20 protein-coding genes are annotated in these 22,759 nt (G+C 59.9%); 10 read left to right on the top strand and 10 right to left on the bottom strand.

The annotated features are described in order from the left end of the window. Positions 1–15: 15 nt before the first annotated feature. Positions 16–1,200 (top strand): DUF3142 domain-containing protein, encoded by a 1,185-nt coding sequence (locus PSH79_RS27890; RefSeq protein WP_305440588.1) that lies wholly within the window; start codon positions 16–18, stop codon positions 1,198–1,200. Next, complete coding sequence (locus PSH79_RS27885) at positions 1,187–3,325, top strand: hypothetical protein (RefSeq protein ID WP_305440587.1); 2,139 nt, start codon at positions 1,187–1,189, stop codon at positions 3,323–3,325. Before PSH79_RS27890 ends, PSH79_RS27885 begins: the two co-directional genes overlap by 14 nt. On the opposite strand, the gene PSH79_RS27880 is transcribed toward PSH79_RS27885, so the two are convergent. Beyond that, positions 3,322–3,951 carry a LysE family translocator gene (locus PSH79_RS27880; protein WP_305440586.1) on the bottom strand — a complete coding sequence of 210 codons (630 nt, stop codon included), beginning with the start codon at positions 3,949–3,951 and terminating at the stop codon, positions 3,322–3,324. The genes PSH79_RS27885 and PSH79_RS27880 overlap by 4 nt on opposite strands. 144 nt (positions 3,952–4,095) lie before the next feature. On the opposite strand from PSH79_RS27880, the gene PSH79_RS27875 reads away from it, so the two are divergent. Beyond that, complete coding sequence (locus PSH79_RS27875; protein WP_100846744.1) at positions 4,096–4,569, top strand: Lrp/AsnC family transcriptional regulator; 474 nt, start codon at positions 4,096–4,098, stop codon at positions 4,567–4,569. An 86-nt stretch (positions 4,570–4,655) separates the two neighbouring features. On the opposite strand, the gene lpdA is transcribed toward PSH79_RS27875, so the two are convergent. Next, complete coding sequence (lpdA, locus tag PSH79_RS27870; RefSeq protein WP_305440585.1) at positions 4,656–6,056, bottom strand: dihydrolipoyl dehydrogenase; 1,401 nt, start codon at positions 6,054–6,056, stop codon at positions 4,656–4,658. 211 nt (positions 6,057–6,267) lie between these two features. Between lpdA and hflK (PSH79_RS27865) the strand changes: the two genes are divergently transcribed. The 5 genes from hflK (PSH79_RS27865) (at position 6,268) to cfaB (ending at position 13,586) form a co-directional block, all read left to right on the top strand. After that, a complete protein-coding gene (gene hflK / locus PSH79_RS27865) occupies positions 6,268–8,229 on the top strand; it encodes a protease modulator HflK (protein WP_305440583.1) in 1,962 nt (653 codons plus the stop codon). After that, entirely contained in the window at positions 8,226–9,269 is a 1,044-nt protein-coding gene (gene hflC / locus PSH79_RS27860) for a protease modulator HflC (RefSeq protein ID WP_305440582.1), read from the top strand. The genes hflK (PSH79_RS27865) and hflC overlap by 4 nt, the downstream gene beginning before the upstream one ends. After that, positions 9,266–10,327 (top strand): protease modulator HflK, encoded by a 1,062-nt coding sequence (gene hflK, locus PSH79_RS27855; protein ID WP_305440581.1) that lies wholly within the window; start codon positions 9,266–9,268, stop codon positions 10,325–10,327. Before hflC ends, hflK (PSH79_RS27855) begins: the two co-directional genes overlap by 4 nt. Further along, a complete protein-coding gene (locus PSH79_RS27850; protein WP_305440580.1) occupies positions 10,324–12,231 on the top strand; it encodes a heavy metal translocating P-type ATPase in 1,908 nt (635 codons plus the stop codon). Before hflK (PSH79_RS27855) ends, PSH79_RS27850 begins: the two co-directional genes overlap by 4 nt. A 167-nt stretch (positions 12,232–12,398) precedes the next feature. Beyond that, positions 12,399–13,586: a C17 cyclopropane fatty acid synthase CfaB gene (cfaB, locus tag PSH79_RS27845; protein ID WP_305440579.1), complete on the top strand. Its 1,188-nt coding sequence runs from the start codon at positions 12,399–12,401 to the stop codon at positions 13,584–13,586. A gap of 7 nt (positions 13,587–13,593) precedes the next feature. Here the strand turns inward: cfaB and cls are convergent, their stop codons facing one another. After that, positions 13,594–15,033 carry a cardiolipin synthase gene (cls, locus tag PSH79_RS27840; protein WP_305440578.1) on the bottom strand — a complete coding sequence of 480 codons (1,440 nt, stop codon included), beginning with the start codon at positions 15,031–15,033 and terminating at the stop codon, positions 13,594–13,596. 132 nt (positions 15,034–15,165) lie between these two features. On the opposite strand from cls, the gene PSH79_RS27835 reads away from it, so the two are divergent. Further along, positions 15,166–15,684 (top strand): DUF3617 domain-containing protein, encoded by a 519-nt coding sequence (locus PSH79_RS27835; protein WP_305440576.1) that lies wholly within the window; start codon positions 15,166–15,168, stop codon positions 15,682–15,684. Positions 15,685–15,804: 120 nt separating this feature from the next. Here PSH79_RS27835 and PSH79_RS27830 read toward each other — a convergent pair whose 3' ends face one another. Genes PSH79_RS27830 through folE2 form a run of 6 tightly spaced genes read right to left on the bottom strand, consistent with a single transcriptional unit; the run spans position 15,805 to position 21,011 of the window. Further along, a complete protein-coding gene (locus PSH79_RS27830) occupies positions 15,805–17,136 on the bottom strand; it encodes a dihydroorotase (protein WP_305440575.1) in 1,332 nt (443 codons plus the stop codon). A gap of 3 nt (positions 17,137–17,139) precedes the next feature. Beyond that, entirely contained in the window at positions 17,140–17,700 is a 561-nt protein-coding gene (locus PSH79_RS27825; RefSeq protein WP_305440574.1) for a DapH/DapD/GlmU-related protein, read from the bottom strand. Continuing rightward, positions 17,697–18,572, bottom strand: a complete 876-nt coding sequence (locus tag PSH79_RS27820; protein WP_305440573.1) for a metal ABC transporter substrate-binding protein — start codon at positions 18,570–18,572, stop codon at positions 17,697–17,699. The genes PSH79_RS27825 and PSH79_RS27820 overlap by 4 nt, the downstream gene beginning before the upstream one ends. An 11-nt stretch (positions 18,573–18,583) precedes the next feature. After that, a complete protein-coding gene (locus PSH79_RS27815) occupies positions 18,584–19,450 on the bottom strand; it encodes a metal ABC transporter permease (RefSeq protein ID WP_305440572.1) in 867 nt (288 codons plus the stop codon). Next, on the bottom strand, positions 19,450–20,118 hold the full coding sequence (locus PSH79_RS27810; RefSeq protein WP_305440570.1) for a metal ABC transporter ATP-binding protein: 669 nt from the start codon (positions 20,116–20,118) through the stop codon (positions 19,450–19,452). The genes PSH79_RS27815 and PSH79_RS27810 overlap by 1 nt, the downstream gene beginning before the upstream one ends. Next, complete coding sequence (gene folE2 / locus PSH79_RS27805; protein ID WP_305440569.1) at positions 20,115–21,011, bottom strand: GTP cyclohydrolase FolE2; 897 nt, start codon at positions 21,009–21,011, stop codon at positions 20,115–20,117. The genes PSH79_RS27810 and folE2 overlap by 4 nt, the downstream gene beginning before the upstream one ends. 84 nt (positions 21,012–21,095) lie before the next feature. Between folE2 and PSH79_RS27800 the strand changes: the two genes are divergently transcribed. After that, positions 21,096–22,298: an N-acetylmuramoyl-L-alanine amidase gene (locus tag PSH79_RS27800; protein ID WP_305440568.1), complete on the top strand. Its 1,203-nt coding sequence runs from the start codon at positions 21,096–21,098 to the stop codon at positions 22,296–22,298. Here PSH79_RS27800 and PSH79_RS27795 read toward each other — a convergent pair. Continuing rightward, positions 22,295–22,672: a glutamine synthetase gene (locus PSH79_RS27795; protein ID WP_305440566.1), complete on the bottom strand. Its 378-nt coding sequence runs from the start codon at positions 22,670–22,672 to the stop codon at positions 22,295–22,297. The two genes, PSH79_RS27800 and PSH79_RS27795, sit on opposite strands and share 4 nt — an antisense overlap. Positions 22,673–22,759: the final 87 nt, after the last annotated feature.

Below are 22,759 nucleotides of genomic sequence, written 5' to 3'. Positions count from 1 at the left end.
AGGGGTTTGCAAGGTATGCGCTTTATCGTCGGTCTGTTGGCTTTGCTCATGCTGTCTGCCTGTGAACAGCAGAGCGCAGCGCCACTCGATCAGCAACTCTACGTCTGGCAACGCCAGTGGACGTCGGCCCATGAGGCGGCATTGCGCGATAGCCAACGTGATTTTTCCACCTTGCGGGTGCTGGCGTTGCAGGCATTCCCGAATGCCGGATGGAGCCGCGCGCGTATCGCCCCGCCGTTGCTGAAAAGCGATGGCCGCCCACTGATTGCGGTGATTCGTCTCGACGGCCAACTCAAGGCGCTGGATCAGCAGCAGGTCACGGCGCAGATCCTTCAGGTCATCAGTGACTGGCAGGCGCAGGGCCTGACCCTGAGTGGCGTGGAGATCGACCACGATGCCGGCAATGCGCGGCTGCCGGCCTATGCAGAATTCCTCACTCATCTACGCTCGGCACTCCCGCAATCGTTGCCTCTGAGCATCACCGCGCTGCCGGCCTGGCTCGACAGTGCGCAATTGCCGAACTTGCTGGCGACAGTCGACAGCAGCGTGCTGCAAGTGCATGCCGTCAGTGACCCGCGCCGCGGTTTGTTCGACGCTGAGCAGGCGCGGCGTTGGGCCGAGGCCTGGGGGGAAATCACCGATAAACCGTTTTATCTGGCGTTGCCCGCTTACGGTGTGGCGCTGTTGCCGGATGTCGACGGCGCGCCGGTGGTGGAAAGTGAAGTGCCGCTTGAGCGTGGCGGGCAGCGCCGTGAACTGCTCGCCGTTCCACTGCAACTGAGCCGACTCGGCAAAGCACTGCGTGAAAATCCGCCAAAGCATCTGGCCGGGCTGATCTGGTTTCGCCTGCCGCTGGTCAACGACCGCCGCGCCTGGAGCCTGACCACGCTGCGCGCCGTTGCCCGGGGCGATGCGTTAAGCAGCCAGCTCGGTCTTACGTTGCGTGAGCAGAGCGGCCTCTACGACATCACCCTGAACAACCGTGGCAACCTCGACAGCGCTTGGCCCGCACGGATCACTTTGCAGGCCCGGGGTTGTGAAGGCTCCGATGCGCTCGCCGGTTATTCGTTGCAACAAAGCCCGGATCTGCTTACCTTCACCCGCCTTCGCGACGGCCGGTTGCCGGCGGACGGGCAGCGCGCCATCGGTTGGGCGCGCTGTGCATTTATTGATCAAGGAGGTTCGCATGTTGACCCGTAACTGGCCCCGCCATCTGCTCTGCCTGAGCCTCTGTCTGCCGCTGGGCTCGGCCTTGGCGTGCGGCCCGGACTTCCCGAACCGTTTGCTTGATGATCGCGCGCAGACGCTGGCTGATTTGCCCGAGGGCAACTTCAACTTCGAAGTCAGCCGTTTGGGCAAAGCGATCGCCGGTCTGAAAAACCTTACACCTGCCGCCGACAACCCGAACAGTCTCTACGCCGAGCCGACCGAGCCTGCCGATGAGCGCAACAAGGTTGAGGCCGCCGGCCTGACCGAGGAACAGCAAGCACTGGTCACGCGTCTGCGCACGCTTACCGATGCCCGTGAAGCCTACGCGCAGGGCAGCAGTCTGCCGGCGGAAATCCGTCTGTATGTGGCGGGTGCGGTGGCGTTCCATGTCGGCGAGCATCAAATGGCGGTCGATTATTTCCGCCAATTGCTGGCGCTGCCGGCGGATCAGCGTCCGTTGCGCAGCACGTGGGCGGCTTATTCCGAGGGGCGTGCGCTGTTCGCCATGAGCGCCGAGGCCGATGACATGCTCGATCCGCTGGAGCAAGCGATCTCGGCGTTCCGTCAGGCCCGGCAACTGAGCATTGACGGTTTCAGCGATCCGCTGGGGCTGGGTGTCGCCAGTCTCGGGGAAGAGGCGCGAGCGTCACGTATGGCCGGTGGCTGGGACGATGCGATCGATCTTTATGCGGCGCAGAGCGCGCACGGCTCACCGGTTGGCTACACCTCGTTGAAACAACTGGCGAACGAGTTGGCTGAAATGCCCGAGCCGGAGCTGGCCGAGCTGATGCAACACGAAGGTGTGCAGAAACTGATTACCGCCTCGTTGATCAGCCGCCTCGGCTGGTCGTTCGGCGACGAACCACCGAATGAGAAAAAACTGGTCAAGCTTCTGCAAAGCAGCACCCGTGGCACCTTCGACAATGCTGATCGTCTGGCCGCGGTGAGTTATCAACAGGGCGATTACTCAAGCGCCACAGCATTCCTCGAACACGCTGGCGACGGTGGTCTCGCCTGGTGGCTACGAGCGAAACTGGCAGTACGCGACGGTGACAAGAATGCGGCGGCAGCCGCCTACGCCAAAGCCGCACAGGCTTTCCCGCAGAACGAAGACTGGGGTTATCGGCGCACGCCGGACTGGGCATTGGAAACGGTTCAGCCCAAATGCCGGGTCGAAGGTGAGAGCGCGATTCTGGCATTGCAACGCGGTGAGTACCTGCAAGCGTTCGTGCAGTTGTATCGCAGCAACAGCCTCTATTGGTTCGATGCCGCAACCGTCGCCGAGCGCGTGCTGACCGTCAACGAACTAAAGCAGTATGTGGACGCCAACGTGCCGGCACCGCCGGCGCTGACTCAAGAGCAGCGTGACAATTACGTGCCGCTGCCCGTTGCCGCCAGCCTGCGCAATCTGCTCGGGCGGCGTTTGCTGCGTGAGGGGCATTACGAAGAGGCCGTCGGCTATTTCGACAATGCGGATCTGCAGAACAAGGCCCGACTCTACGGCGAGCAAAGACTGAAAGCCGATGCCGCGTGGTGGCCGACCAAACGCGCCAGTGCGTTGTACAACGCGGCGTGGACGGCACGCGAGTGGGGCATGGACATCCTCGGTTACGAGATGGCCCCGGATTACGCGACGTTCGGCGGTCATTACAGCCTGGAAACCACCGAGCTGAAAATCGGCCCGCTGGTATCCGAAGCCGAAGTACAACGACAGAAAGCCAGTCAAGCGCAGCCCGACCAGCGTTATCACTACCGTTTTGTCGCCACTGCCCTGGCCAATCGCGCCGCCGACAACTTGCCGCACTCTAGTCAGGCGTTTGCCGCCGTGCTGTGTTCGGCCGCTGGTTGGAACAGCAGCCTGGAAGATCAGAGCGCGTTGTATCAGCGGTACGTGAAGGAAGGCGCTTACGTGCCGTGGGCAGTGGATTTCGGCAACCAGTGCCCGTACCCGGACTTCGAAAACGCCGACAAACGCTACGTCACCCAAGTCACCGACGCTGTCCGCGCGAGCCTGCGACCGTACAAGCGGCCGGTGCAGATCGGCGCAATAGTGCTGGTGGTCGGCGCGGCGTTGTTGCTGATCACTCGTCGCCAGCGCAAGGCTCGCAAGGGTTAAGCCTGCTGGACAAAAGTCAGGCGCACCGCGAAGCCGATCAACAGGCTGCCGAACAGCCATTGTTGAATCCGCTGGGCCGTTGGACTGTGTTGCAGCCAACGGCCCAGCGCGGCGCCGGTCAGGGCGTAAGCGCTGTCGAACAGCAGGCCGACACCGACCAGCAATGTGCCGAGCAGGGCGAACTGGCTCAGCACCGGTGCGCCGTTGGCGACGATAAATTGCGGCAGTAGCACCGAGCAGAACAACAACGCCTTGGGGTTGAGCAGATTGGTCAGCAAGCCACGGCGGATCGCTTCGCGCCATCGCCCGTGAGTCTCGGCCACGTCGCCAGCATTCAGGTTCGGCACCAGGGTGCTGCGCAGGCATTGAATGCCGATCCACAGCAGATACGCCGCCCCGGCGAGGCGCACCACTTCGAACGTCCACGGTGCCGCCTTGAACAGCGCCGCCAGCCCCAACGCCGCCAACACCACATGACACGCGCGGGCAATCGCCAGGCCTATTACAGTGGCCAGCGCCGCTCCGCGACCTTGTCGGGCGCCGGTTTGCAGCAGCAGGATCATGTCCGGGCCGGGCAACAGAAACACCACGGTCAATGCCAGGAAAAACAGCCAGAGACTTGCCACGTCATACCCCTTTCGTTGTCGATTCGGTGACGCCAGTCTAGGGTCGAAGGGTGGGGCAGGTGCTTGCGTAGTCCGCTTCAAAATGCCTTGGTATTGGCATAACCTGCTTTCTTTTTGCGCTTTTGCTATCAGGATCTGCCAACTATGAAACTCGACGCCTTCGACCGCAAGATTCTCGCCGCCCTGCAACGGGACGGTCGCTTGAGCAACGTCGAGCTGGCGGACGAGATCGGCCTGTCGGCGTCGCCGTGTTTGCGGCGGGTGCGGATGCTGGAGGAGGCCGGGGTGATTCGCGGTTATCAGGCCAATCTGGATCGCGATGAAGTGGGGTTGGGGCTGACGGTGTTTGTCGGGGTCAAGGTCGAGCGCCACAACGATGAACAGGCCGAAGCGTTTTACGCAGCGGTCACTGCGCTGCCGGAGGTGATTTCAGCGTTTCTGGTATCGGGGGAATCGGACTTTCTGCTGCAAGTGGTGGTACCGGATCTGCGCGCGTATGACCGCTTTCTTAGCGGTTGCCTGCTGAAGTTGCCGGGGGTGAGTGATATCCGCAGCAACTTTGCGATTCACACGGTGAAGACGCCGGGGGCGTTGCCGTTGGGGCATCTTCCGTCCTGAAAACCGAAAAGATCGCAGCCTTCGGCAGCTCCTACAGGGTACGCATTTCAGGTAGGAGCTGCCGGAGGCTGCGATCTTTTGATCTTCTACATCTGCGTCGCCATCCCCTCCACATTCATCGCCGCTTGGCGCAACGCCTCGGAGCGAGTCGGGTGCGGGTGACAGGTCAGGGCGATGTCCTCGGCCGAAGCGCTGAATTCCATCGCCACACAAAACTCGCCAATCATTTCGCTTACGCTCGGGCCGACCAGGTGCACGCCGAGCACTTCATCCGTGCGCTCATCAGCGAGGACTTTGGCGAAACCTTCTGTCTCGTGGTTGATCTTCGCCCGGCTGTTGGCGGTGAACGGAAACTTGCCGACCTTGTAGGCGCGGCCTTCAGACTTGAGCTGTTCTTCGGTTTTGCCAACGCTGGCCAGCTCCGGTTTGGTGTAGATCACGTTTGGGATCAGGTCGTAATTGACCTCGCCAGCCTTGCCGTGGATCTGCTCGACACAGGCCATGGCTTCGTCTTCAGCCTTGTGCGCGAGCATTGGGCCGGAAGTTACGTCGCCGACCACCCACACCCCAGGGGCTTCTGTGCGATGTTGTTGGTTGGCGAGCATGCCGCGCTTGTCGGTGCTCAGGCCGACGTTCTCAAGACCCAGGCCTTGGGTGTAAGGACGGCGACCGATGGCCACCAGCACGTAATCGGCCTCCAGTAACTCAGCCGTGCCGCCGGCGGCCGGTTCGACGCTGAGTTGTACGCTGTTGGCCGAAGTGGTGGCGCTGGTGACTTTCGAACTCAATTTGAAGACGATGCCTTGCTTGCTCAGCGAGCGCTGCAGGGTTTTGCCGGCCTCGCCATCAACGCCGGGGCAGATGCGGTCGAGGTATTCGACCACAGTGACCTGCGCGCCGAGACGTCGCCACACTGAACCCAATTCGAGGCCGATCACGCCGGCGCCGATCACCACCAGATGCTTGGGCACTTCGCTCAGAGACAACGCGCCGGTCGAATCGAGAATGCGCTGGTTGTCGATGTCGACCCCGGGCAGGGGAGTGGGCTCGGAACCGGTAGCAATGATGATGTCCTTGGCGGTCAGCTCGATTTTGCTGCCCTGATCGCCTGTCACGGTGACCTTGCCCGGGCCGTCGATGTGGCCCCAGCCTTTGATCCAATCGACCTTGTTCTTGCGAAACAGAAACTCGATGCCTTTGGTCAGGCCGGTCACGCTTTCGTCTTTCTGTTTCATCATCTGCGCGAGATTGAGCGTCGGTTGGACCTCGATGCCGAGGTTGGCGAATTCCGCACCCATGGCCGCGTCGTAAAGCTCGGAGGCGTGGAGCAAGGCTTTGGATGGCATGCAACCGACGTTCAGGCAGGTGCCGCCGAGGGTCGCGCGACCTTCGACACAGGCAGCCTTGAGGCCCAATTGGCCGGCGCGGATGGCCGCGTTATAGCCACCGGGGCCGCCGCCCAGAATCACTACGTCATAGGTGCTCATGCGCTTACTCCAGATTGGGGGTGCGGATCGCTAAAGGTAGTTGTTGAGTAAAATTACGAACGTAATATGTGCGCTCCCGGGCATTTCGGTCAAGGCTTCAGGCAAGCGACAGCTTGGGCGTTCTTAGATAAGCGCAATTTGTGGACGAATATTTCACGATTTTCGTTATATCGTAACGATACGAGCAAAGAGCCGAAGGCTTTGGGGTGATATGCAGGTCGATCTGGAGGTTGAGGGCACGCAAGTGACCGGACTGCCGCGCTTTCAGCAGGCGGCCACACAGGGCCGACGTTTACGTCGATGGGCAATCGGCCTTGGAGGGTTGGCCGGGGCAGGGTGGGTGCTGGCGTTTTTTGTCGGGCTCTTCGCGCCGCAATCGTTGTGGCTGCCGCTGCTGATCAATCAGAGCGCGGCGTTGCTTATTCTGGTGGCAGGTCTGCAATCGGCTTGGTGGGTGGCTCAATGGCGCGCGCGGGTGATGAATCCGCTGGCATCGACACCGCTTGCAGTCGAAGAACAACCGGCGCCGGAAGGCTGGTATGAGCGGCTGCTGGATCGCTTGAGTCGGCGTGGCTTGCATCTGGTTGGCCTGATCGGCGCGGCGACGTTGTGGCTGGGCGGCTGGGCCTTGCTGGTGGTGCTTGGCATTGAGCAGGCGTGGAACCTGACCTTGCTGCCCGCCGCTGTCGGTGTGTCTGCCACGGTCGGCGCAGTTCTGGCGTTGCTGCTGGCGTTCGGTTTGCTGGTGCTGGAGCGGCAATGGGCTCAGCAAACCCCGGCGCAATGGCCTGAAGCGGGTTCGCTGGCACAACTGTCGCGCGTCGCGATCATCAGCCTGGTGCTGGGGGCGCTGTGTTTGTTGTTCGCCAGCGAGACCGTCTTATGGCCGGTTCGCCTTGCAGTGCTGATCGGCATCTTGCCAGGATTGGTCGCGATTGAGCTGCTATTGCGTGCGGTTCTTTCGATATTCAGCCCGCGCCGTGATCAACTTGAACCGACGCTACTGGCGCGCAGTTTTGTCGCCGACCTGCTGCGGTGGCCGCCTCAACCACTGCTCGCTTTGCAGCACGAATTGCACAACCGCTTCGGCATCGATCTGCGCCAGATCTGGGCTTTCAGTTACATGCGCCGAGCGTTTCTTCCGGTGTTGGCGCTGGTCGCGGCGGTCGGCTGGTTGCTGACCGGTATCCACGAAATTCCCCTGCAAGGCCGGGGCATCTACGAACGTTTCGGCAAACCGGTGCAGGTGTTCGGTCCCGGTTTGCACGCCGGTTTGCCATGGCCACTGGGTCGAGTGTTGAGCGTCGAAAACGGCGTGGTCCATGAACTGGCGACCAGCGTCGGCGAAAACCCGGCGCCGCTGCAACTCGATCCCGCCGAAGGCCCGGCACCGATCACGGCCAATCGTTTGTGGGACGCCAGCCATGTGAACGATAAATCCCAGGTGATCGCCAGCAGCCGGGGCGAGCAGCAGAGCTTTCAGATCGTCAACATGGACGTGCGCTTCGTCTATCGCATCGGTCTGAGCGATCAGGCAGCACTGGCTGCAACCTACAACAGTGCCGATGTGCCAACGCTCATCCGCAGCACTGCCAGCCGGATTCTCGTCCATGATTTCGCCTCACGCACCCTCGACGGTTTGCTTGGTGCGGACCGGGTAGGGCTGGCGGAAGAGATCGGCCGTGCGGTGCAAAATGATCTGCAAACACTCGACAGTGGCGTGGAGATTCTCGCCACCGTGGTTGAGGCGATTCACCCGCCGGCCGGCGCCGCGAACGCCTATCACAGCGTGCAAGCGGCGCAGATCGGTGCGCAGGCGTTGATCTCCCGCGAGCGCGGTGCTGCTGCCGAAGCGAGCAATCAGGCGCAGTTGCAAGCCAGCCTTGCTCGCGATCAGGCCAGCGCCAACGCTCGCGAAATCGGTGCAGCTGCACAGGCCGCCGACTTGAAATTCAGTGCCGAACAAAAAGCGTACGCCAGCGCCGGCCAGGCATTCGTGCTGGAGCAATACTTCAGTCAGCTCAGCCAAGGCCTGAGTAAAGCCAAATTGCTGATCCTCGACCATCGCCTGGGCGGCAGCAGCAACGCGCCGACCATCGACCTGCGCACGTTCACGCTGCCGGCTGACCCGACGCCCGCGCGTACCACCGCTCAACCAGGAGTTGCCCATTGAGCCAGTCGCATACACACGATCATCATGACCACGGCGGCCACGATCACGGCCACGGCCACGGCGGGCATCACCATCATCACGGTCACCACCACGGTACGCCGGAGGAGGCGGGGCCATTCCCTTGGCGGCGCATGGGTTGGGCGGCGTTGCTGGTGGCGTTCGCCATCGCCGCAGCGAGTCTGGTGCAAGTGCGCTCCGGTGAAGCGACTGTCATTACCCGTTTCGGTAACCCATCGCGAGTTCTGCTCGAGCCGGGGTTGAGCTGGCGCTGGCCGGCGCCGTTCGAAGCGGCGATTCCGGTGGACTTGCGCCTGCGTACCACCTCCAGCGGTTTGCAGGATGTTGGCACCCGCGACGGTTTGCGCATCATCGTCCAGGCTTACGTTGCCTGGCAGGTGCAGGGTGACCCGGACAATGTGCAGCGCTTCATGCGTGCGGTGCAGAACCAACCCGACGAAGCGGCGCGGCAGATTCGTACCTTTGTCGGCTCGGCACTGGAAACCACCGCCAGCAGTTTTGACTTGGCGAATCTGGTGAACACCGATTCGAGTCAGGTGCGGATTGCCGATTTCGAAGCACAATTACGTCAACAGATCGATCAGCAATTGCTCGCCACTTATGGCGTGCGGGTGGTGCAGGTCGGTATCGAACGGCTGACGCTGCCGTCAGTGACACTCACTGCCACGGTCGATCGTATGCGTGCCGAGCGTGAAACAATCGCCACCGAACGCACCGCAATCGGCAAGCGTGAGGCGGCGCAAATTCGCTCCGCCGCCGAGCGCGATGCGCGGATGGTTCAGGCAGATGCCACGGTGAAAGCCGCTGATATCGAAGCGCAATCTCGCGTCGAGGCAGCGCAAATCTACGGTCGCGCCTACGCCGGTTCGCCGCAGCTCTACAACCTGCTGCGCTCACTGGACACCCTTGGCACCATTGTCACGCCAGATACCAAACTGATCCTGCGTACCGATGCCGCGCCGTTCCGCGTGCTGATCGATGGACCGCCAAATCTCGACAGCAAATCCGGGTCGCAGCCATGAATGAAGAAGTTCCACGTGGAACACATTCGCTGAACAGTCCGTGGATTCAGGCCGGACGCTTGGCATTTTTTGCCCTGTACGCGGTGACGGTGTTGGCGGCATTGGCTTGGGCGTTTTCCAATGTGCGTCAGATTGATCCACAGAATCGCGCCGTCGTTTTGCACTTTGGTGCGCTGGATCGCATCCAGAACGCCGGCCTTTTATTGGCATGGCCACAGCCGTTCGAGCAGGTGGTTTTGCTGCCGGCGGCGGATCGGGTGATCGAGCGTCGAGTGGAGAATCTGCTGCGCAGCGACGAAGCGCTGAAGGCTGATCGGGTCGCCTCATTCGCCACACCGATCAGCGATGCGTTGGCCGGCTCTGGTTATTTACTGACCGGTGACGCAGGCGTTGTGCAACTGGATGTGCGGGTGTTTTACAAAGTTGCTGACCCCTATGACTTCGTGCTTCAGGGCGAACATGTGTTGCCGGCGCTTGATCGTCTGGTCACGCGCAGCGCCGTGGCACTGACGGCAGCGCGAGACCTGGACACCATTCTTGTTGCCCGACCGGAACTGATTGGCGCCGACAGTCAGGCCGCTGAACGCCGTGAACGACTGCGTGGTGATCTGGTGCAAGGTATCAACAAACGCCTGGCTGAACTGAAGGCGAGCGGGCAGGGCATCGGTATCGAAGTGACCCGGGTCGATGTGCAATCGAGTCTGCCCGATCCTGCGGTCAGTGCCTTCAACGCCGTTTTGACCGCTAGCCAGCAAGCTGACAAAGCCGTGGCCAACGCCCGCACCGACGCGGAGAAACTCACTCAGACCGCCAACGAACAGGCCGACCGCACGTTGCAAGTCGCCCACGCCCAAGCGGGCGAACGCTTGGCCAAAGCCTCTACCGACACCGCCACGGTGTTGAGTCTGGCCAAGGCGCAACAACAAGGCATCGATCCAAAAATGCTTCTGCGTCTGTACCGCGAGCGCATGCCGAAGATCCTCGGCCAGGCTGGATCGGTGACTACAGTCGATCCGAAAGACGATTCCCGCCTGATCATTCAGGGAGCCAGTAAATGACTGCGACTTCAGCTACACCGAGCCTGCTGTCCTCTGCCGAACAACGTAGTGCGGCGAGGCAATTGACCTTGGCGATGCTCGCCCTGGGGTTGCTTGGCCTAGGCTTGATTTGGCGCTGGCTGGCGCCGGAGCAAACCGGAGTCAGTCAGTTGCTGCTCGGTTTTGCTTCTTTATTAGTCGCAGTGCCGGTGATGCGTTCGGCGTGGTACAGCCTGCGTTATCCAAGCTTGCACGGCATCACTGATCAACTGATTGCCCTGGCGATGCTCGGCGCTTGGGCGACGGGCGATCTGCTGACTGCAGCGTTGCTGCCGATCATCATGATCTTCGGCCATGTGCTGGAGGAGCGCAGTGTCATTGGTTCGCAAGAAGCGATTCATGCCCTCGGTCAATTGACCCGCAGCCATGCACGAAAGATTCAGGCTGACGGCTCGATCATTGAAGTGGACAACGGCACATTGAAACCGGGCGATACCGTTGAGGTGCGTGCCGGCGATCGGGTGCCGGCGGATGGTCGAGTTCTCTCTGGCCAGGCCAGCCTCGACACCGCTTCGATCACCGGAGAGTCGGTTCCGGTAGAAGTTGCAGTGGGCATGACCGTGTTCGGCGGCGCGATCAATCTAGACGGCCTGCTGCGAATCGAAGTGACCCGCACTGGAGACGAATCGACGCTCGGCAAAGTGATCGCTCTGATGCAAAACGCCGAACGCTCCAAACCGCCAATCACTCGATTGCTTGAACGCTATGCTGGCAGTTACATGGTGCTGGTATTGCTACTGGCGGCGGTCACCTGGTTCATCACCCACGATGCGCAAGCGATGCTCGCGGTGTTGGTGGCGGCGTGCCCATGCGCCTTGGTGTTGTCGGCACCGGCCACGGCGATTGCCGGCGTGGCGGTGGCAGCACGGCACGGGATTTTGATCCGCAGTTCGGCATTTCTCGAAGAACTGGCCGACCTCACGTCGCTGGTCGTCGACAAGACCGGCACCCTGACTTACGGCACCTTGCGCTTGCAGTCGATCAACAGTCCGCGCGTGGATCAGTCGACGGTCATGGCGCTCGCCGCCAGCCTCGGCGCGGCGAGCGGTCACCCGGTCAGTCGGGCACTGGCAGGCTTGATCAGTCAGGAAGGCTATCTGCCGCTAAGCGAAATCCACGAGCGGCAGGGACTCGGTATCGTCGCAATGACCGCGCAGGGCGAAGCAGCGCTTGGTCGGCCAGAGTTGTTCGCTCAACTGAAGATCGCCACGACGAGTATTCCCGAGCATGACGGCCCCATTGCCGGCCTCGCCTTGAATGGTGAATTCCTCGCCTGGCTGTTGTTGGCCGACAGCGTCAAACCGGAGGCCCGGTTTGCTCTCAATGAATTGCGCGACTTGGGCCTCGGGCGGCAATTGTTGCTGACTGGCGACCGACAAAGTGTTGCCCAGACACTGGCCCGAGATGTCGGCTTGCACGAGGTACAAGCCCAGGCTTTGCCCGAGGACAAACTCAATCGCGTACTCAAGGAAATCGACAACGGCTTCCGGCCAATGGTGGTCGGTGACGGCATCAACGATTCGCTGGCACTGAAGGCGGGCGTAGTCGGTGTGGCGATGGGGGCGGGCGGGGCAGACATCGCCTTGGCGTCGGCGGACATCGTACTGATAGGCAGCGACTTGCGTCGCCTCGGCACCTGCGTGCGGCTGAGTCGCCAGTGTCGGCGAACCTTGCAGGTTAACGTGATCATCGGTCTGGGCTGGACGCTGGCCATCGTCGTGTTCGCCGCATTCGGATGGTTGGGCGCTGCCGGGGCGATGCTCGCCGCGCTGCTGCATAACCTCAGCACGCTCTTGGTGTTGGGTAACGCCGGGCGCTTGTTGCGTTTTCAGGAACCCCTGCTAAAGCTGAAAGCGCAGGATTGATCATTTTTTGAACTGCGTGCTTGGCGGTTTGTCCTCCGTACAGGCGCGCTGCAAAAGGATCGAGCAGCCTTGGCGGTTCATAGTCGTCGGCTATTAAATCGATAGCCTGCTAATTTTCCAGGATGGTCTACCCTCAGATTTGACGTCTGAAACAAGGGGGATTTTCCATGCTCGTGCAACTTCCACCGGCCTTACAGAATCTGCAGCTTCCGCTTCGCCTGCGGCTCTGGGACGGCCACGAGTACAATCTGGGCCCGGCGCCCAGTGTCACCATCGTGGTCAAGGACCCGCAGATGGTCAGCCAGTTCACCCATCCAAGCCTGAACGCGCTGGGGGCGGCGTTCGTTGAAGGCAAGCTTGAACTGGAGGGATCGATCAGCGAGGTCATCCGTGTCTGCGACGAACTGAGCAACGCTTTGCTCGATGAAGACGAAGACAATCAGCCTGTGCGGACCTTGCACGACAAGGAAACCGACGCCAAAGCCATTTCCTACCACTACGACCTGTCCAACGCGTTCTACCAACTCTGGCTCGACAGCGACATGGCGTATTCCTGTGCGTATTTCGAGACCGGCAGCGAGTCGCTCGAACAGGCGCAGCAAGCCAAATTCCGGCATCTGTGCCGCAAGTTGCGTTTGCAGCCGGGCGATTATCTGCTGGATGTCGGTTGCGGCTGGGGTGGCCTGGCGCGCTACGCCGCGCGGGAGTTCGGTGCCAAGGTGTTCGGCATCACCCTGAGCAAGGAACAACTGGAACTGGCGCGCGAGCGCGTCAAGGACGAGGGCCTGGAAGATCAGATCGAACTGCAATTGCTCGACTACCGCGATCTGCCGCAGGACGGCCGATTCGATAAGGTGGTCAGCGTCGGCATGTTCGAACACGTCGGCCACGCCAACCTCGCCGAATACTGCAAAACCCTGTTCGGCGCGGTGAAGGAGGGCGGACTGGTGATGAATCACGGCATCACCGCCAAGCACATCGATGGCCGCCCGGTCGGACGAGGTGCCGGGGAATTCATCGAGAAATACGTTTTCCCCAACGGTGAGTTGCCACATCTGTCGATGATTTCGGCCGAGATCAGCGAAGCCGGGCTGGAAGTTGTCGACGTCGAAAGTCTGCGTCTGCATTACGCCCGTACGCTGGATCACTGGAGCGAGCGGCTGGAGGACAACCTCGAAGCGGCTGGCAAACTGGTGCCTGATCAAGCGCTACGAATCTGGCGCCTGTACCTGGCCGGTTGTGCTTACGCGTTCGCGCACGGCTGGATCAATCTGCACCAGATCCTCGCGGTGAAAGCACACGCCGATGGCAGCCATGAACTGCCATGGACACGCGACGATATCTACCATCCTTGATGGTTTTTCAGAGAATCGGCGAGATCAGCCGGGCGATCCGCATGCCGACCTGTTGCAGGCGGTGGACTTCCCGGCTTTCTTCTTTGGCCACTTCGTAGGCCTGTTCGAAGTCGGCGTTGAGCATCTGTTCGACTTCGCCCGCGAAAGCACTGTCGACCGTCAACAGCATCACTTCGAAATTCAGCCGGAACGAACGATTGTCCAGATTGGCGCTGCCGATTGCACTGATCTCGCTGTCGATCAACACCACTTTCTGATGCAGGAAACCGGGCTCGTAACGGAACACCCGCACGCCTGCACGCACAGCCTCAAAGGCATACAGGCTGGACGCGGCGTAGACGATGCGGTGGTCGGGACGCGACGGTAGCAACAGGCGAACATCGACACCGCGCAACACCGCCAGCCGCAACGCCGCAAACACGGCTTCATCCGGAATGAAGTAAGGGCTGGTGATCCACACCCGCTCTGTCGCTGCGTGAATGGCTTCGACAAAGAACAGCGAACAGCTTTCGTAGGCGTCTGCAGGGCCAGTGGCGAGCAATTGGCAGAGCACACCGTCGTCCGGGTATTCGTCCGGCAGGATCAGCGGCGGCAGCGTGCGCGCGGCCCAGAACCAGTCTTCGGCAAAGGATTCCTGCATGCACGCTACTACCGGGCCGCGCACTTTTACGTGAGTGTCGCGCCACGGTGCCAGCGGCGGTTTCTCGCCCATGTATTCATCGCCGACGTTGTGCCCGCCGACAAATCCGACCACGCCATCGACCACGACGATTTTTCGGTGATTGCGGAAGTTGACCTGGAAGCGATTGAGCCAGCCGCTGCGCGTGGCGAACGCTTTGACCTCGACGCCGCCATCACGCAGCGCCTGCACATAACTGTGGGGCAGGGCGTGGCTGCCGATTCCGTCGTAGAGCAGGTGAATGGACACGCCTTCGGCAGCTTTCTTCAGCAACAAGTCACGCAGGCGTTGGCCAAGGCGATCGTCATGGATGATGAAGAACTGGATCAGCACTGCTTCCTTCGCCTGATCGATGGCCTGGAAAATCGCGTTGAACGTTTCGTTGCCGTTCACCAGCAACTGGACTTCGTTGTTCGCCAGACACGGCATACGCCCCAGTTTCGGCATCGCGCGCAAGGAAGCGTAGGCACTCGAGGCGCGCGCGGTGAGGGCTTCTTCTACCCAGGGGCGCCAATTGAGTTCGGAGATGGCCTGGCGCATCTGTTCGTTGGCCTGGCGGCGCGCCTTGATGTAACCATCGAAGGTGCTGCGACCGAACACCAGGTACGGAATAAGCGTCAGGTAAGGAATGAAGATCAGCGACAATGCCCAGGCGATCGACCCTTGAGCCGTGCGCACCGTCAGCACCGCGTGAATGGCGGCGATCATACCGAGGGTGTGTATCAGGGCGATCAAATAACCGAAAATGTGCGGTCCAAAATAATCCATGGGGCAGCCTTGCTCCGCAAGATTCAATGCCTTAACAGACCATGTTCTGTGGCGAATGTCGCTATTTAATTGGCGCATGAACCGAAGCAATCGGCCGACGTCTAACGGCCACTACTGATCAGGAGTTTCTCGATGAACGTTCGTCTGCTGGGTTTGGCGCTGGGCCTGGGTTTGGCATTGCCGGTGATTGCGCAGGCGCAAATGCTGCAGCCGGGGTTGTGGGAAATGACTTCGAGTAATGTGAAAGTCGATGACCAGCCAATGGATGTGCAATCGATCCTGGGTCAGCTCCAGGGCCAGATGACGCCGCAACAGCGAGCGTTGCTGGAGAAAAACGGCATCAATATCGGTGGCAAAGGCATCCGCGCCTGCCTGACGCCTGAGCAAGTGGCGACCAACGATATTCCGCTGGCCGATCCGCAATCGGGCTGCAAGCAGCAGATCACCGAGCGCAGCGGCAACCAGTGGAAATTCCGTTTCAGTTGCCCGAAAGCGCAGGGCACCGGGGTGGCTACATTCCAGAGTGACCGGGAATTCACGACGGTTGCCAACGGCACGTTCAACGCGATCGGGATCAATCAGAAAGGTAGCCTGGAAACCCGCGCAGTGTGGCTGGGCCAGGACTGCGGCGCGGTGAAACCAAGAGCTTAAAAGCTTCGCGGGCAATCCCGCTCCCACAGCGTTCTCTGGTGTACACAAAATCCATGTACACCAGAGAACGCTGTGGGATCGGGCTTGCCCGCGAAGGCACCTTGTCAGGCGCCGAATCACTCAACGCATAAACCGCAGCGGCAACCCTCGACATCCCTCATTCAGCTGGCCCTCGTGCCAGGCCATCTGCCCTGACACCAACGTCGTCCCCACCCGATGCCGAAAGCTTCGACCGGCAAACGGCGTCCATCCACACTGCGACAGAACCGGTTGCCGCGACACATCCAGCATCTCTGGTTTAACCAATACCAGATCCGCCCAATACCCCTCACGCAGATAACCACGATCCGGAATCGCAAACAGATCCGCCACTCGATGGCTGGTCTTCGCCACTAGCGTGGTGATCGGCAGCAAACGATCCGCCACGAGTTCCAGCAACGCCGGCAGAGCGTGCTGCACCAATGGCAACCCCGAAGGCGCTTCTGCGTAGGGACGCTGCTTTTCGTCCCACGTATGGGGGGCATGATCACTGCCGATGACATCCAGTCGATTGCTGTTTAACGCTTCACGCAACGCATCGCGGTCGGCCTGAGTCTTGATCGCCGGATTGCATTTGATCAGGTTGCCGAGGCTTGAGTAGTCGCGATCATCGAACAACAAATGGTGCAGGCAGACCTCGGCAGTGATGCGTTTTTGCGCCAGAGGTTTGTCCTCGAACAGTTCCAGTTCACGGGCGGTAGTCAGATGTAAAACATGCAGGCGCGTGCCGTAGCGTCTCGCCAGGGCCACGGCCAGTGAGGAGGAGCGATAACACGCTTCGGCATTGCGAATCAGTGCATGAGCCGCAGGAGGCAGATGATTACCAAACCGTTCACGCAGGTGGGCCGCGTTGGCGTCGATACTCGGCGTGTGTTCGCAATGGGCTAACAGAATCGTCGGTACTTCGGCGAACAGTCGTTCAAGAATCTTTGGGTCATCCACCAGCATGTTGCCGGTGGACGCGCCCATGAACACTTTTACCCCGGCCACTTCACTAGGATTGAGCGCGGCAACGGTCCCTAGATTGTCCTGGCTCACACCAAAGTGAAAACCGTAATTGGCCACCGAACTGATTGCCGCCCGGCGCTTCTTGTCAGCCAGTGCCTCGAGGGTGAGGGTGGCCGGCTTGGTGTTGGGCATGTCCATGAAGCTGGTGATGCCTCCCGCGACCGCCGCGCGGGATTCGCTGTGAATGCTGCCCTTGGCCGGCCCGCCGGGTTCGCGGAAATGCACTTGGTCATCAATCATTCCCGGCAGTAGCCATTGGCCGTTGGCGTCGATTTCCACGCGCGCTGTTTCACCTTCGATGCTGCGGGCAATCTTGACGATGCGTCCGTTGCTGACGAGTAAATCTGCGTCAAACTCACGCCCCTCGTTGACCAGTCTGGCGTTGCGAATCAGCACGCTGCTCATGATTCAAAACTCGTTCTGCAAGGCTTTATAGCCGCGCACCAGATCGACGTTGGTGCGCGCCACATCCTCGGAAAACTCTGAGGCGCTGACACTCACCGGCGGGAATAACGAAAGATCGGTGCTCGGCCCGATCCGGGTAGTGGAGGGCACGTAGAACGCGTCCGGCAAATCACGGCCATCGACCACCGAGTTGTGCCGCACCACACAGCCGTCGCCGACCACGCAATTGAACAGCACGCTGTTGAAGCCGATGAAGACGCGGTCGCCAACCACGCAGGGACCATGGACGATCGAGCGGTGGGCGATGGAGCTGAATTCGCCGATGGTCACCGCCGCACCGGATTTGGAGTGGATCACCACGCCGTCCTGGATATTTGAATTGGCTCCGATGGTGATCGCCTTCATCTCGCCCGAAGCGTCCACTTCGTCAGCGCGGATGACTGCGTAGGGACCGACGAAGACGTTTTCGCCAATCACCACTTTGCCGCAGATGATCGCGGTTTTATCGACGTAGGCCGACTCGGCGATTTGTGGGAGATCGCCTGAAGGATTCTTGCGGATCATGGTTGGCTCAGCGCGTTGTAAAGAGTGTTGAGGTTGTATTCGAACAGCCCGGTGAAGGTACTGGCCGGGCCGCTGGCGGCGAGGGCGTCGGAGTACAACGTCCCGCCGATGTGCGCGCCGCTTTCGTCGGCGATTTGCTTGAGCAGGCGTGCGTCCTTGATGTTTTCCATGAACACCGCTTTGACTTTGGCTTGGCGGATTTGGGTAATCAGTGCGGCAACTTCTGCAGCGGAAGGGTCGCGTTCTGTGGAAAGTCCCTGCGGGGCCATGAAATCGATGCCGTAAGCTTGGCCGAGATAACCGAACGCATCGTGGCTGGTGACGATCTTGCGGTTGCCCGGTGGTAGCGAACCGAGCTTGGTCTTGGCTTCGGCGAGCAGGGCGTAGATCTGCTTCAGGTAGGTTTTGCTGTTGCGCTCGTAGTCGGCCTTGTTCGCCGGATCAGCGACGATCAGTGCCTTGGTGATGTTGGCGATGTACAACTCGGCGTTGGCCAGATTGTGCCAGGCGTGCGGGTCGGTAATGGTTTCACCGTCCTCATCGAGTGAACGTGGAATCACGCCATGGCTGGCACTGATGACTGTGGCTTGGGTGTCGGTGCTGTTCACGAGTCGATCCAGCCACGGCTCGAAACCCAAGCCGTTCTTGATGATCAGTTTGGCTTTGAGCAGCGCTTTGGCGTCGTCCGGAGTCGGCTCATAGGTGTGAGCGTCAGCGTCAGGCCCGACCATGTTGATGATCTGAATATGCTCGCCGCCGACCTGATGCACCATGTCGCCGAGGATGCTGAAACTGGTGACCACCGGCATTTTCTCCGCCGCCGACAAGGACATCGACAGCATCAAACTGAACAGCACAAGTAGAGCGCGCATCGGGAAACACCTCATTGGGATGTGAGCAAAGGCGGGCGGCGGACCAAACCGTGTACCGGCCCGAACACCACGGACAGCAGATAACCCGTGCCAGCGACCAGCACGATGGCCGGGCCGCTAGGAAGCGAGTAATAGAAAGAGACGAGCAAGCCGAACCCTACCGAGACGCAACCGATGATCGCCGCGATGGCAATCAGGGTCGGCAATCGGCGACTCCAGAATCGAGAAGCGGCAGCGGGCAGCATCATCAATCCGACCACCATCAACGCGCCGATCGCCTGGAAACCAATTACCAGATTCAGCACAACCAGGGTCAGGAATACGCCGTGGGCGAGCGGACCGAGGCGGCTCACTGTTCTTAAAAACAATGGGTCGAGGGTGTCGAGCAATAGGGGTTTGTAGATCAGCATCATCGCGATCAGGCTGAATGCCGAGACCCACAGCATGCCATTGAGGGTTGGTCCGTCGACAGCCAATGCCGAGCCGAACAGTAGATGCAAGAGGTCGAGGCGTTTGCCGGCGATGCCGAGAATCAACACGCCACTGGCCAGCGATATGGGATAGATCGCCGCGAGGCTGGCGTCTTCGCGCAGGCCTGTACGGCGGGTAATCCAGGCGGCGAGACCGGCCATGCTCAGACCCGCGCCGAGACCGCCAAAGGTCAACGCGGGCAGACTCAGCCCGGCGAACCAGAATCCCAATGCAGCGCCGGGGAGGATGCCGTGGGCCACGGCATCACCTATCAGACTCATGCGTCGCAGGATCAGAAACACACCGAGTGGTGCGGTGCTGCAGGCCAATACCAGGCCGCCGAGGAGCGCGCGGCGCATGAAGACGAACTCGGTAAACGGTTGCCAGAAGTGAGCGAAGGTGAGCATCAGGCCACCTGAGTGTGAGGTGACTGCTGGATGAGTTCTGCGCTGGCGCCAAATACGCAGTTGCGGTTTTTCATTAACAGCGTTTTTGGGATGTGTTGACGGACGGCGGCGAGGTCATGGCAAACCACGACCAATGTTCGACCTTCGCCATGCCAGGCGTGGATGTGTTGCCATAGCAGCCGTTGGCCTAGCTCATCAAGTGCAGCATGGGGCTCGTCGAGCAGCAGCACAGGTGAGTCGGTCAGACTCAATCGAGCGAGCAGGGCACGTTGCAATTCTCCGCCGGACAGGGCCATCAGCGGACGATCTTCGAGTCCACTCAGGTGCCAGTTTTCCATTGCCGTAGCGAGGCGTTGAGCGCGCAATTGCGTGGACAGTCGACGTCCCCAGAAACCAGCGGCTACCAAGTCTTGGAGGCTGATGGGGAACTGGCGATCCAGATGCTGTTGCTGGGGGAGGAAGGACAATCCGCTTTGGCGTGGAACACTCAGGGTGACGTTGCCTGCCAATGGCTTTTGCAGCCCGGCGATGACTTTCAGCAGGCTGCTTTTGCCACAGCCGTTCGCACCGATGATTGCCGTGAGACTTCCGCTGTCGAGTTCGAGACTAAGGGGGGATGTCAGCGGTTGACCGGGTGCGCCCCAACTCAATGATTGGCAGCGAATCATGCGTGCTCCCGATGCCAATGGCTTTCAGCAACGGCATCGTGTGCGTGCAGGCTTTCGGCGTGAATCACTCGCAGATGAAAAGCACTGACGCCGGGAGAGCGACGCAGTGCGAGATTCAGTCGACGCGCGGCGTCCTCGCAGAACATCAGATTCTGCCCATTGGCGAGTGCGAAGGCTTGTTCGTCAGCGCGCTTTACGGCGGTTTGGACGGCTGTTCCGAGGGCTGCTTCGGCGTCGTTGATGAGTGCACTCAGCGGCAATTCATCGATGAATTCATCGAGATGAACATGGAGTTGTGCGGTGCTGCGTTGACTGTGGGGCGTGGCGATGATGCCCTGGGTCGAGCCGAGCCAAGTTAAAACATCGGCGTGTTGTAGCGGCTTGTTTGCGAAGTCGTCGATGAATTGTTGCTGGATCAATTGTCTTGCGAGGGCTGCAGAACAAGGGCACGTCGAAGAGTAGGGCACATCGATTTTAAGTTCCACGTGGAACATTTCGTTTTTCAGGCTGGCTGAAATTGTCGCTTGATACGATTTCCAACCGGCCAAAGGACTGACCAAGGCGGGTCTCTTCAACAGTATTTCTGTGTGGATATTCAGGTATGCGTTCTTGGATAAACCTTCATGGCTATCAACGAAGCGTTGAAGTACGTAACGCAGCAAGGCAGGGCTAAGGTTGTCCTGCTCAAGGGTTTCCAATGCCAGATACAGTCGTGACATATGAATGCCACGTGCCTCGCCGTCATCAAGGCTTACACCTGCATCGACTTTGGCATTCAAGCGTTGGCTCTCTAACAAGACTGGCAACGCGATGCCGCGCATGCCCACCCATTCGAGTGTTAGCGCCTGGCGCGTAGCCTGCGCAGCGATATCCGGAAGTGTCAGCGAATTCATGTTCGGGACCATCGTGTTGATTGAATTGAATGTTACATTATAACAATTCAAATCACGATGCCTTTTTCATGAACAGGCTTTCATATGCACAGACGCCACTTGCTCAATCTCATTCTGGCCAGCGTGGCCTTCGCCTTTCCTTTTGGTGCATCAGCATCAGAAATCCGCAACGCGAGACTTTGGCGTTCGGATGAAAAGCTGCGAATGGTGCTCGACTTAAGCGGTCCGGTTCGCTACAAAACCTTCACGTTAAGTGCTCCGGAACGGCTGATTATTGATGTGAGTAGCGCGAATCTAACAGCTGATTTCAGTCAACTGGCGCTTAGCAACACGGTCATTCGATCGATCCGTTCCGGGCGTTTCGGCCAGGCTTATACGCGGATAGTGCTTGATCTGAATCGTCCCGTGCTGTTGAACAGCTTTCTATTGGCGCCGCAGGATGGCCAAGGGCATCGCCTGGTATTGGATTTGGTGAGCGCAAATCAGTCGCCAATTTCAGTAAAGGTTCCACGTGAAACACCCCCGGGTAAAGCTCATCCCAAGCGCAATATCATCGTTGTGGTTGATCCCGGGCACGGAGGAAAGGATCCGGGAGCGGTCGGCGCGAGAGGCGAGCGGGAAAAGGATGTGGTGCTTTCCATCGCTCAACTGCTCGCAAAACGCCTGAAAAAGGAGAAGGGGTTCGACGTCAAACTGGTGCGTAATGACGATTTCTTCGTACCGCTACGCAAACGTGTGGAGATCGCGCGCCAGCACAAGGCTGACATATTTATCTCGGTTCACGCCGATGCAGCGCCGAGACTGACCGCTTCGGGTGCATCGGTGTACTGCCTTTCTGAGGGCGGTGCCACATCGGCGACAGCGCGGTTCATGGCTCAACGTGAAAACGGCGCGGACCTGCTGGGCGCGACAAGTTTGCTCAATCTCAAAGACAAGGATCCGATGCTCGCTGGCGTCATCCTCGATATGTCGATGAGCGCCACTATTGCCGCCAGTTTGCAACTTGGCAGCACGATTCTCGGTAGCCTGGCCGGTATCACTACGCTGCATCAGAAACGCGTGGAGCAAGCCGGTTTTGCTGTACTGAAGTCGCCAGACGTACCATCGATCCTGGTAGAAACCGGCTTTATTTCCAATGTGCGTGACAGCCAGCGATTGGTCACGGCGAGGCACCAGCAAGCCGTTGCTGACGGCTTATTCGAAGGATTGCAGCGCTATTTTCAGAAGAATCCACCGATCGACAGTTACCTCGCCTGGCAACAGGAGCAACAAAAAACGCAGGTCTAACAGCCGGTGATTCGACTACAGGTAAATTTCGAGCTGCTGCCTCCCGAGGTGGAAAAGCGGTTGATGGTCGTCCAGCCCACCCGGCGCGTGTAGCCCACCCACGCTTCGCCGTCGGAGGCGATACCGGTAAAGAATGTCATTTGTCCGAATCGACTATTGGTTTGCGCCCAGTAGCGCTGACCAGACTTTTCGAAACCGCGCAGGTAAAGCGTATTGCCGATCGTGTTGACGCTGTATGCATTGCCTTCGGCATCCACGCAGGCCAGCAGATTGGCGCTGCGTGTGCAGGTAGCGAGCGCGGGCATCTGTGCCCAAGCGCTAGTGGCGGCCACCATTACAAGGCTCAAAAACGAGCATTTCAGCGCAATTTTCATCACATTTCCCAAGCGGCGGACTGATGGCAGCTTCCGACTCTTTATCTATAAGGGGCAAGAGCAAGGCTGGCCAATTCATGTTGTTAT

This window comes from Pseudomonas sp. FP2196, assembly GCF_030687715.1.
Taxonomy (GTDB): domain Bacteria; phylum Pseudomonadota; class Gammaproteobacteria; order Pseudomonadales; family Pseudomonadaceae; genus Aquipseudomonas.
This window is presented reverse-complemented; position numbering and strand designations above follow the sequence as displayed.

Excerpts from the sequence above, each read along its gene's own strand:
- hflK (WP_305440581.1), top strand. The coding sequence starts at position 9,266 with ATGAATGAAGAAGTTCCACGTGGAACACATTCGCTGAACAGTCCGTGG.
- lpdA (WP_305440585.1), bottom strand. The coding sequence starts at position 6,056 with ATGAGCACCTATGACGTAGTGATTCTGGGCGGCGGCCCCGGTGGCTAT.
- PSH79_RS27815 (WP_305440572.1), bottom strand. The coding sequence starts at position 19,450 with ATGCTCACCTTCGCTCACTTCTGGCAACCGTTTACCGAGTTCGTCTTC.
- folE2 (WP_305440569.1), bottom strand. The coding sequence starts at position 21,011 with ATGAATTCGCTGACACTTCCGGATATCGCTGCGCAGGCTACGCGCCAG.
- PSH79_RS27875 (WP_100846744.1), top strand. The coding sequence starts at position 4,096 with ATGAAACTCGACGCCTTCGACCGCAAGATTCTCGCCGCCCTGCAACGG.
- PSH79_RS27820 (WP_305440573.1), bottom strand. The coding sequence starts at position 18,572 with ATGCGCGCTCTACTTGTGCTGTTCAGTTTGATGCTGTCGATGTCCTTG.
- PSH79_RS27825 (WP_305440574.1), bottom strand. The coding sequence starts at position 17,700 with ATGATCCGCAAGAATCCTTCAGGCGATCTCCCACAAATCGCCGAGTCG.
- PSH79_RS27830 (WP_305440575.1), bottom strand. The coding sequence starts at position 17,136 with ATGAGCAGCGTGCTGATTCGCAACGCCAGACTGGTCAACGAGGGGCGT.
- cls (WP_305440578.1), bottom strand. The coding sequence starts at position 15,033 with ATGGATTATTTTGGACCGCACATTTTCGGTTATTTGATCGCCCTGATA.
- PSH79_RS27885 (WP_305440587.1), top strand. The coding sequence starts at position 1,187 with ATGTTGACCCGTAACTGGCCCCGCCATCTGCTCTGCCTGAGCCTCTGT.
- PSH79_RS27795 (WP_305440566.1), bottom strand. The coding sequence starts at position 22,672 with ATGAAAATTGCGCTGAAATGCTCGTTTTTGAGCCTTGTAATGGTGGCC.
- PSH79_RS27835 (WP_305440576.1), top strand. The coding sequence starts at position 15,166 with ATGAACGTTCGTCTGCTGGGTTTGGCGCTGGGCCTGGGTTTGGCATTG.
- PSH79_RS27800 (WP_305440568.1), top strand. The coding sequence starts at position 21,096 with ATGCACAGACGCCACTTGCTCAATCTCATTCTGGCCAGCGTGGCCTTC.
- PSH79_RS27850 (WP_305440580.1), top strand. The coding sequence starts at position 10,324 with ATGACTGCGACTTCAGCTACACCGAGCCTGCTGTCCTCTGCCGAACAA.
- hflK (WP_305440583.1), top strand. The coding sequence starts at position 6,268 with ATGCAGGTCGATCTGGAGGTTGAGGGCACGCAAGTGACCGGACTGCCG.
- PSH79_RS27810 (WP_305440570.1), bottom strand. The coding sequence starts at position 20,118 with ATGATTCGCTGCCAATCATTGAGTTGGGGCGCACCCGGTCAACCGCTG.
- PSH79_RS27890 (WP_305440588.1), top strand. The coding sequence starts at position 16 with ATGCGCTTTATCGTCGGTCTGTTGGCTTTGCTCATGCTGTCTGCCTGT.
- cfaB (WP_305440579.1), top strand. The coding sequence starts at position 12,399 with ATGCTCGTGCAACTTCCACCGGCCTTACAGAATCTGCAGCTTCCGCTT.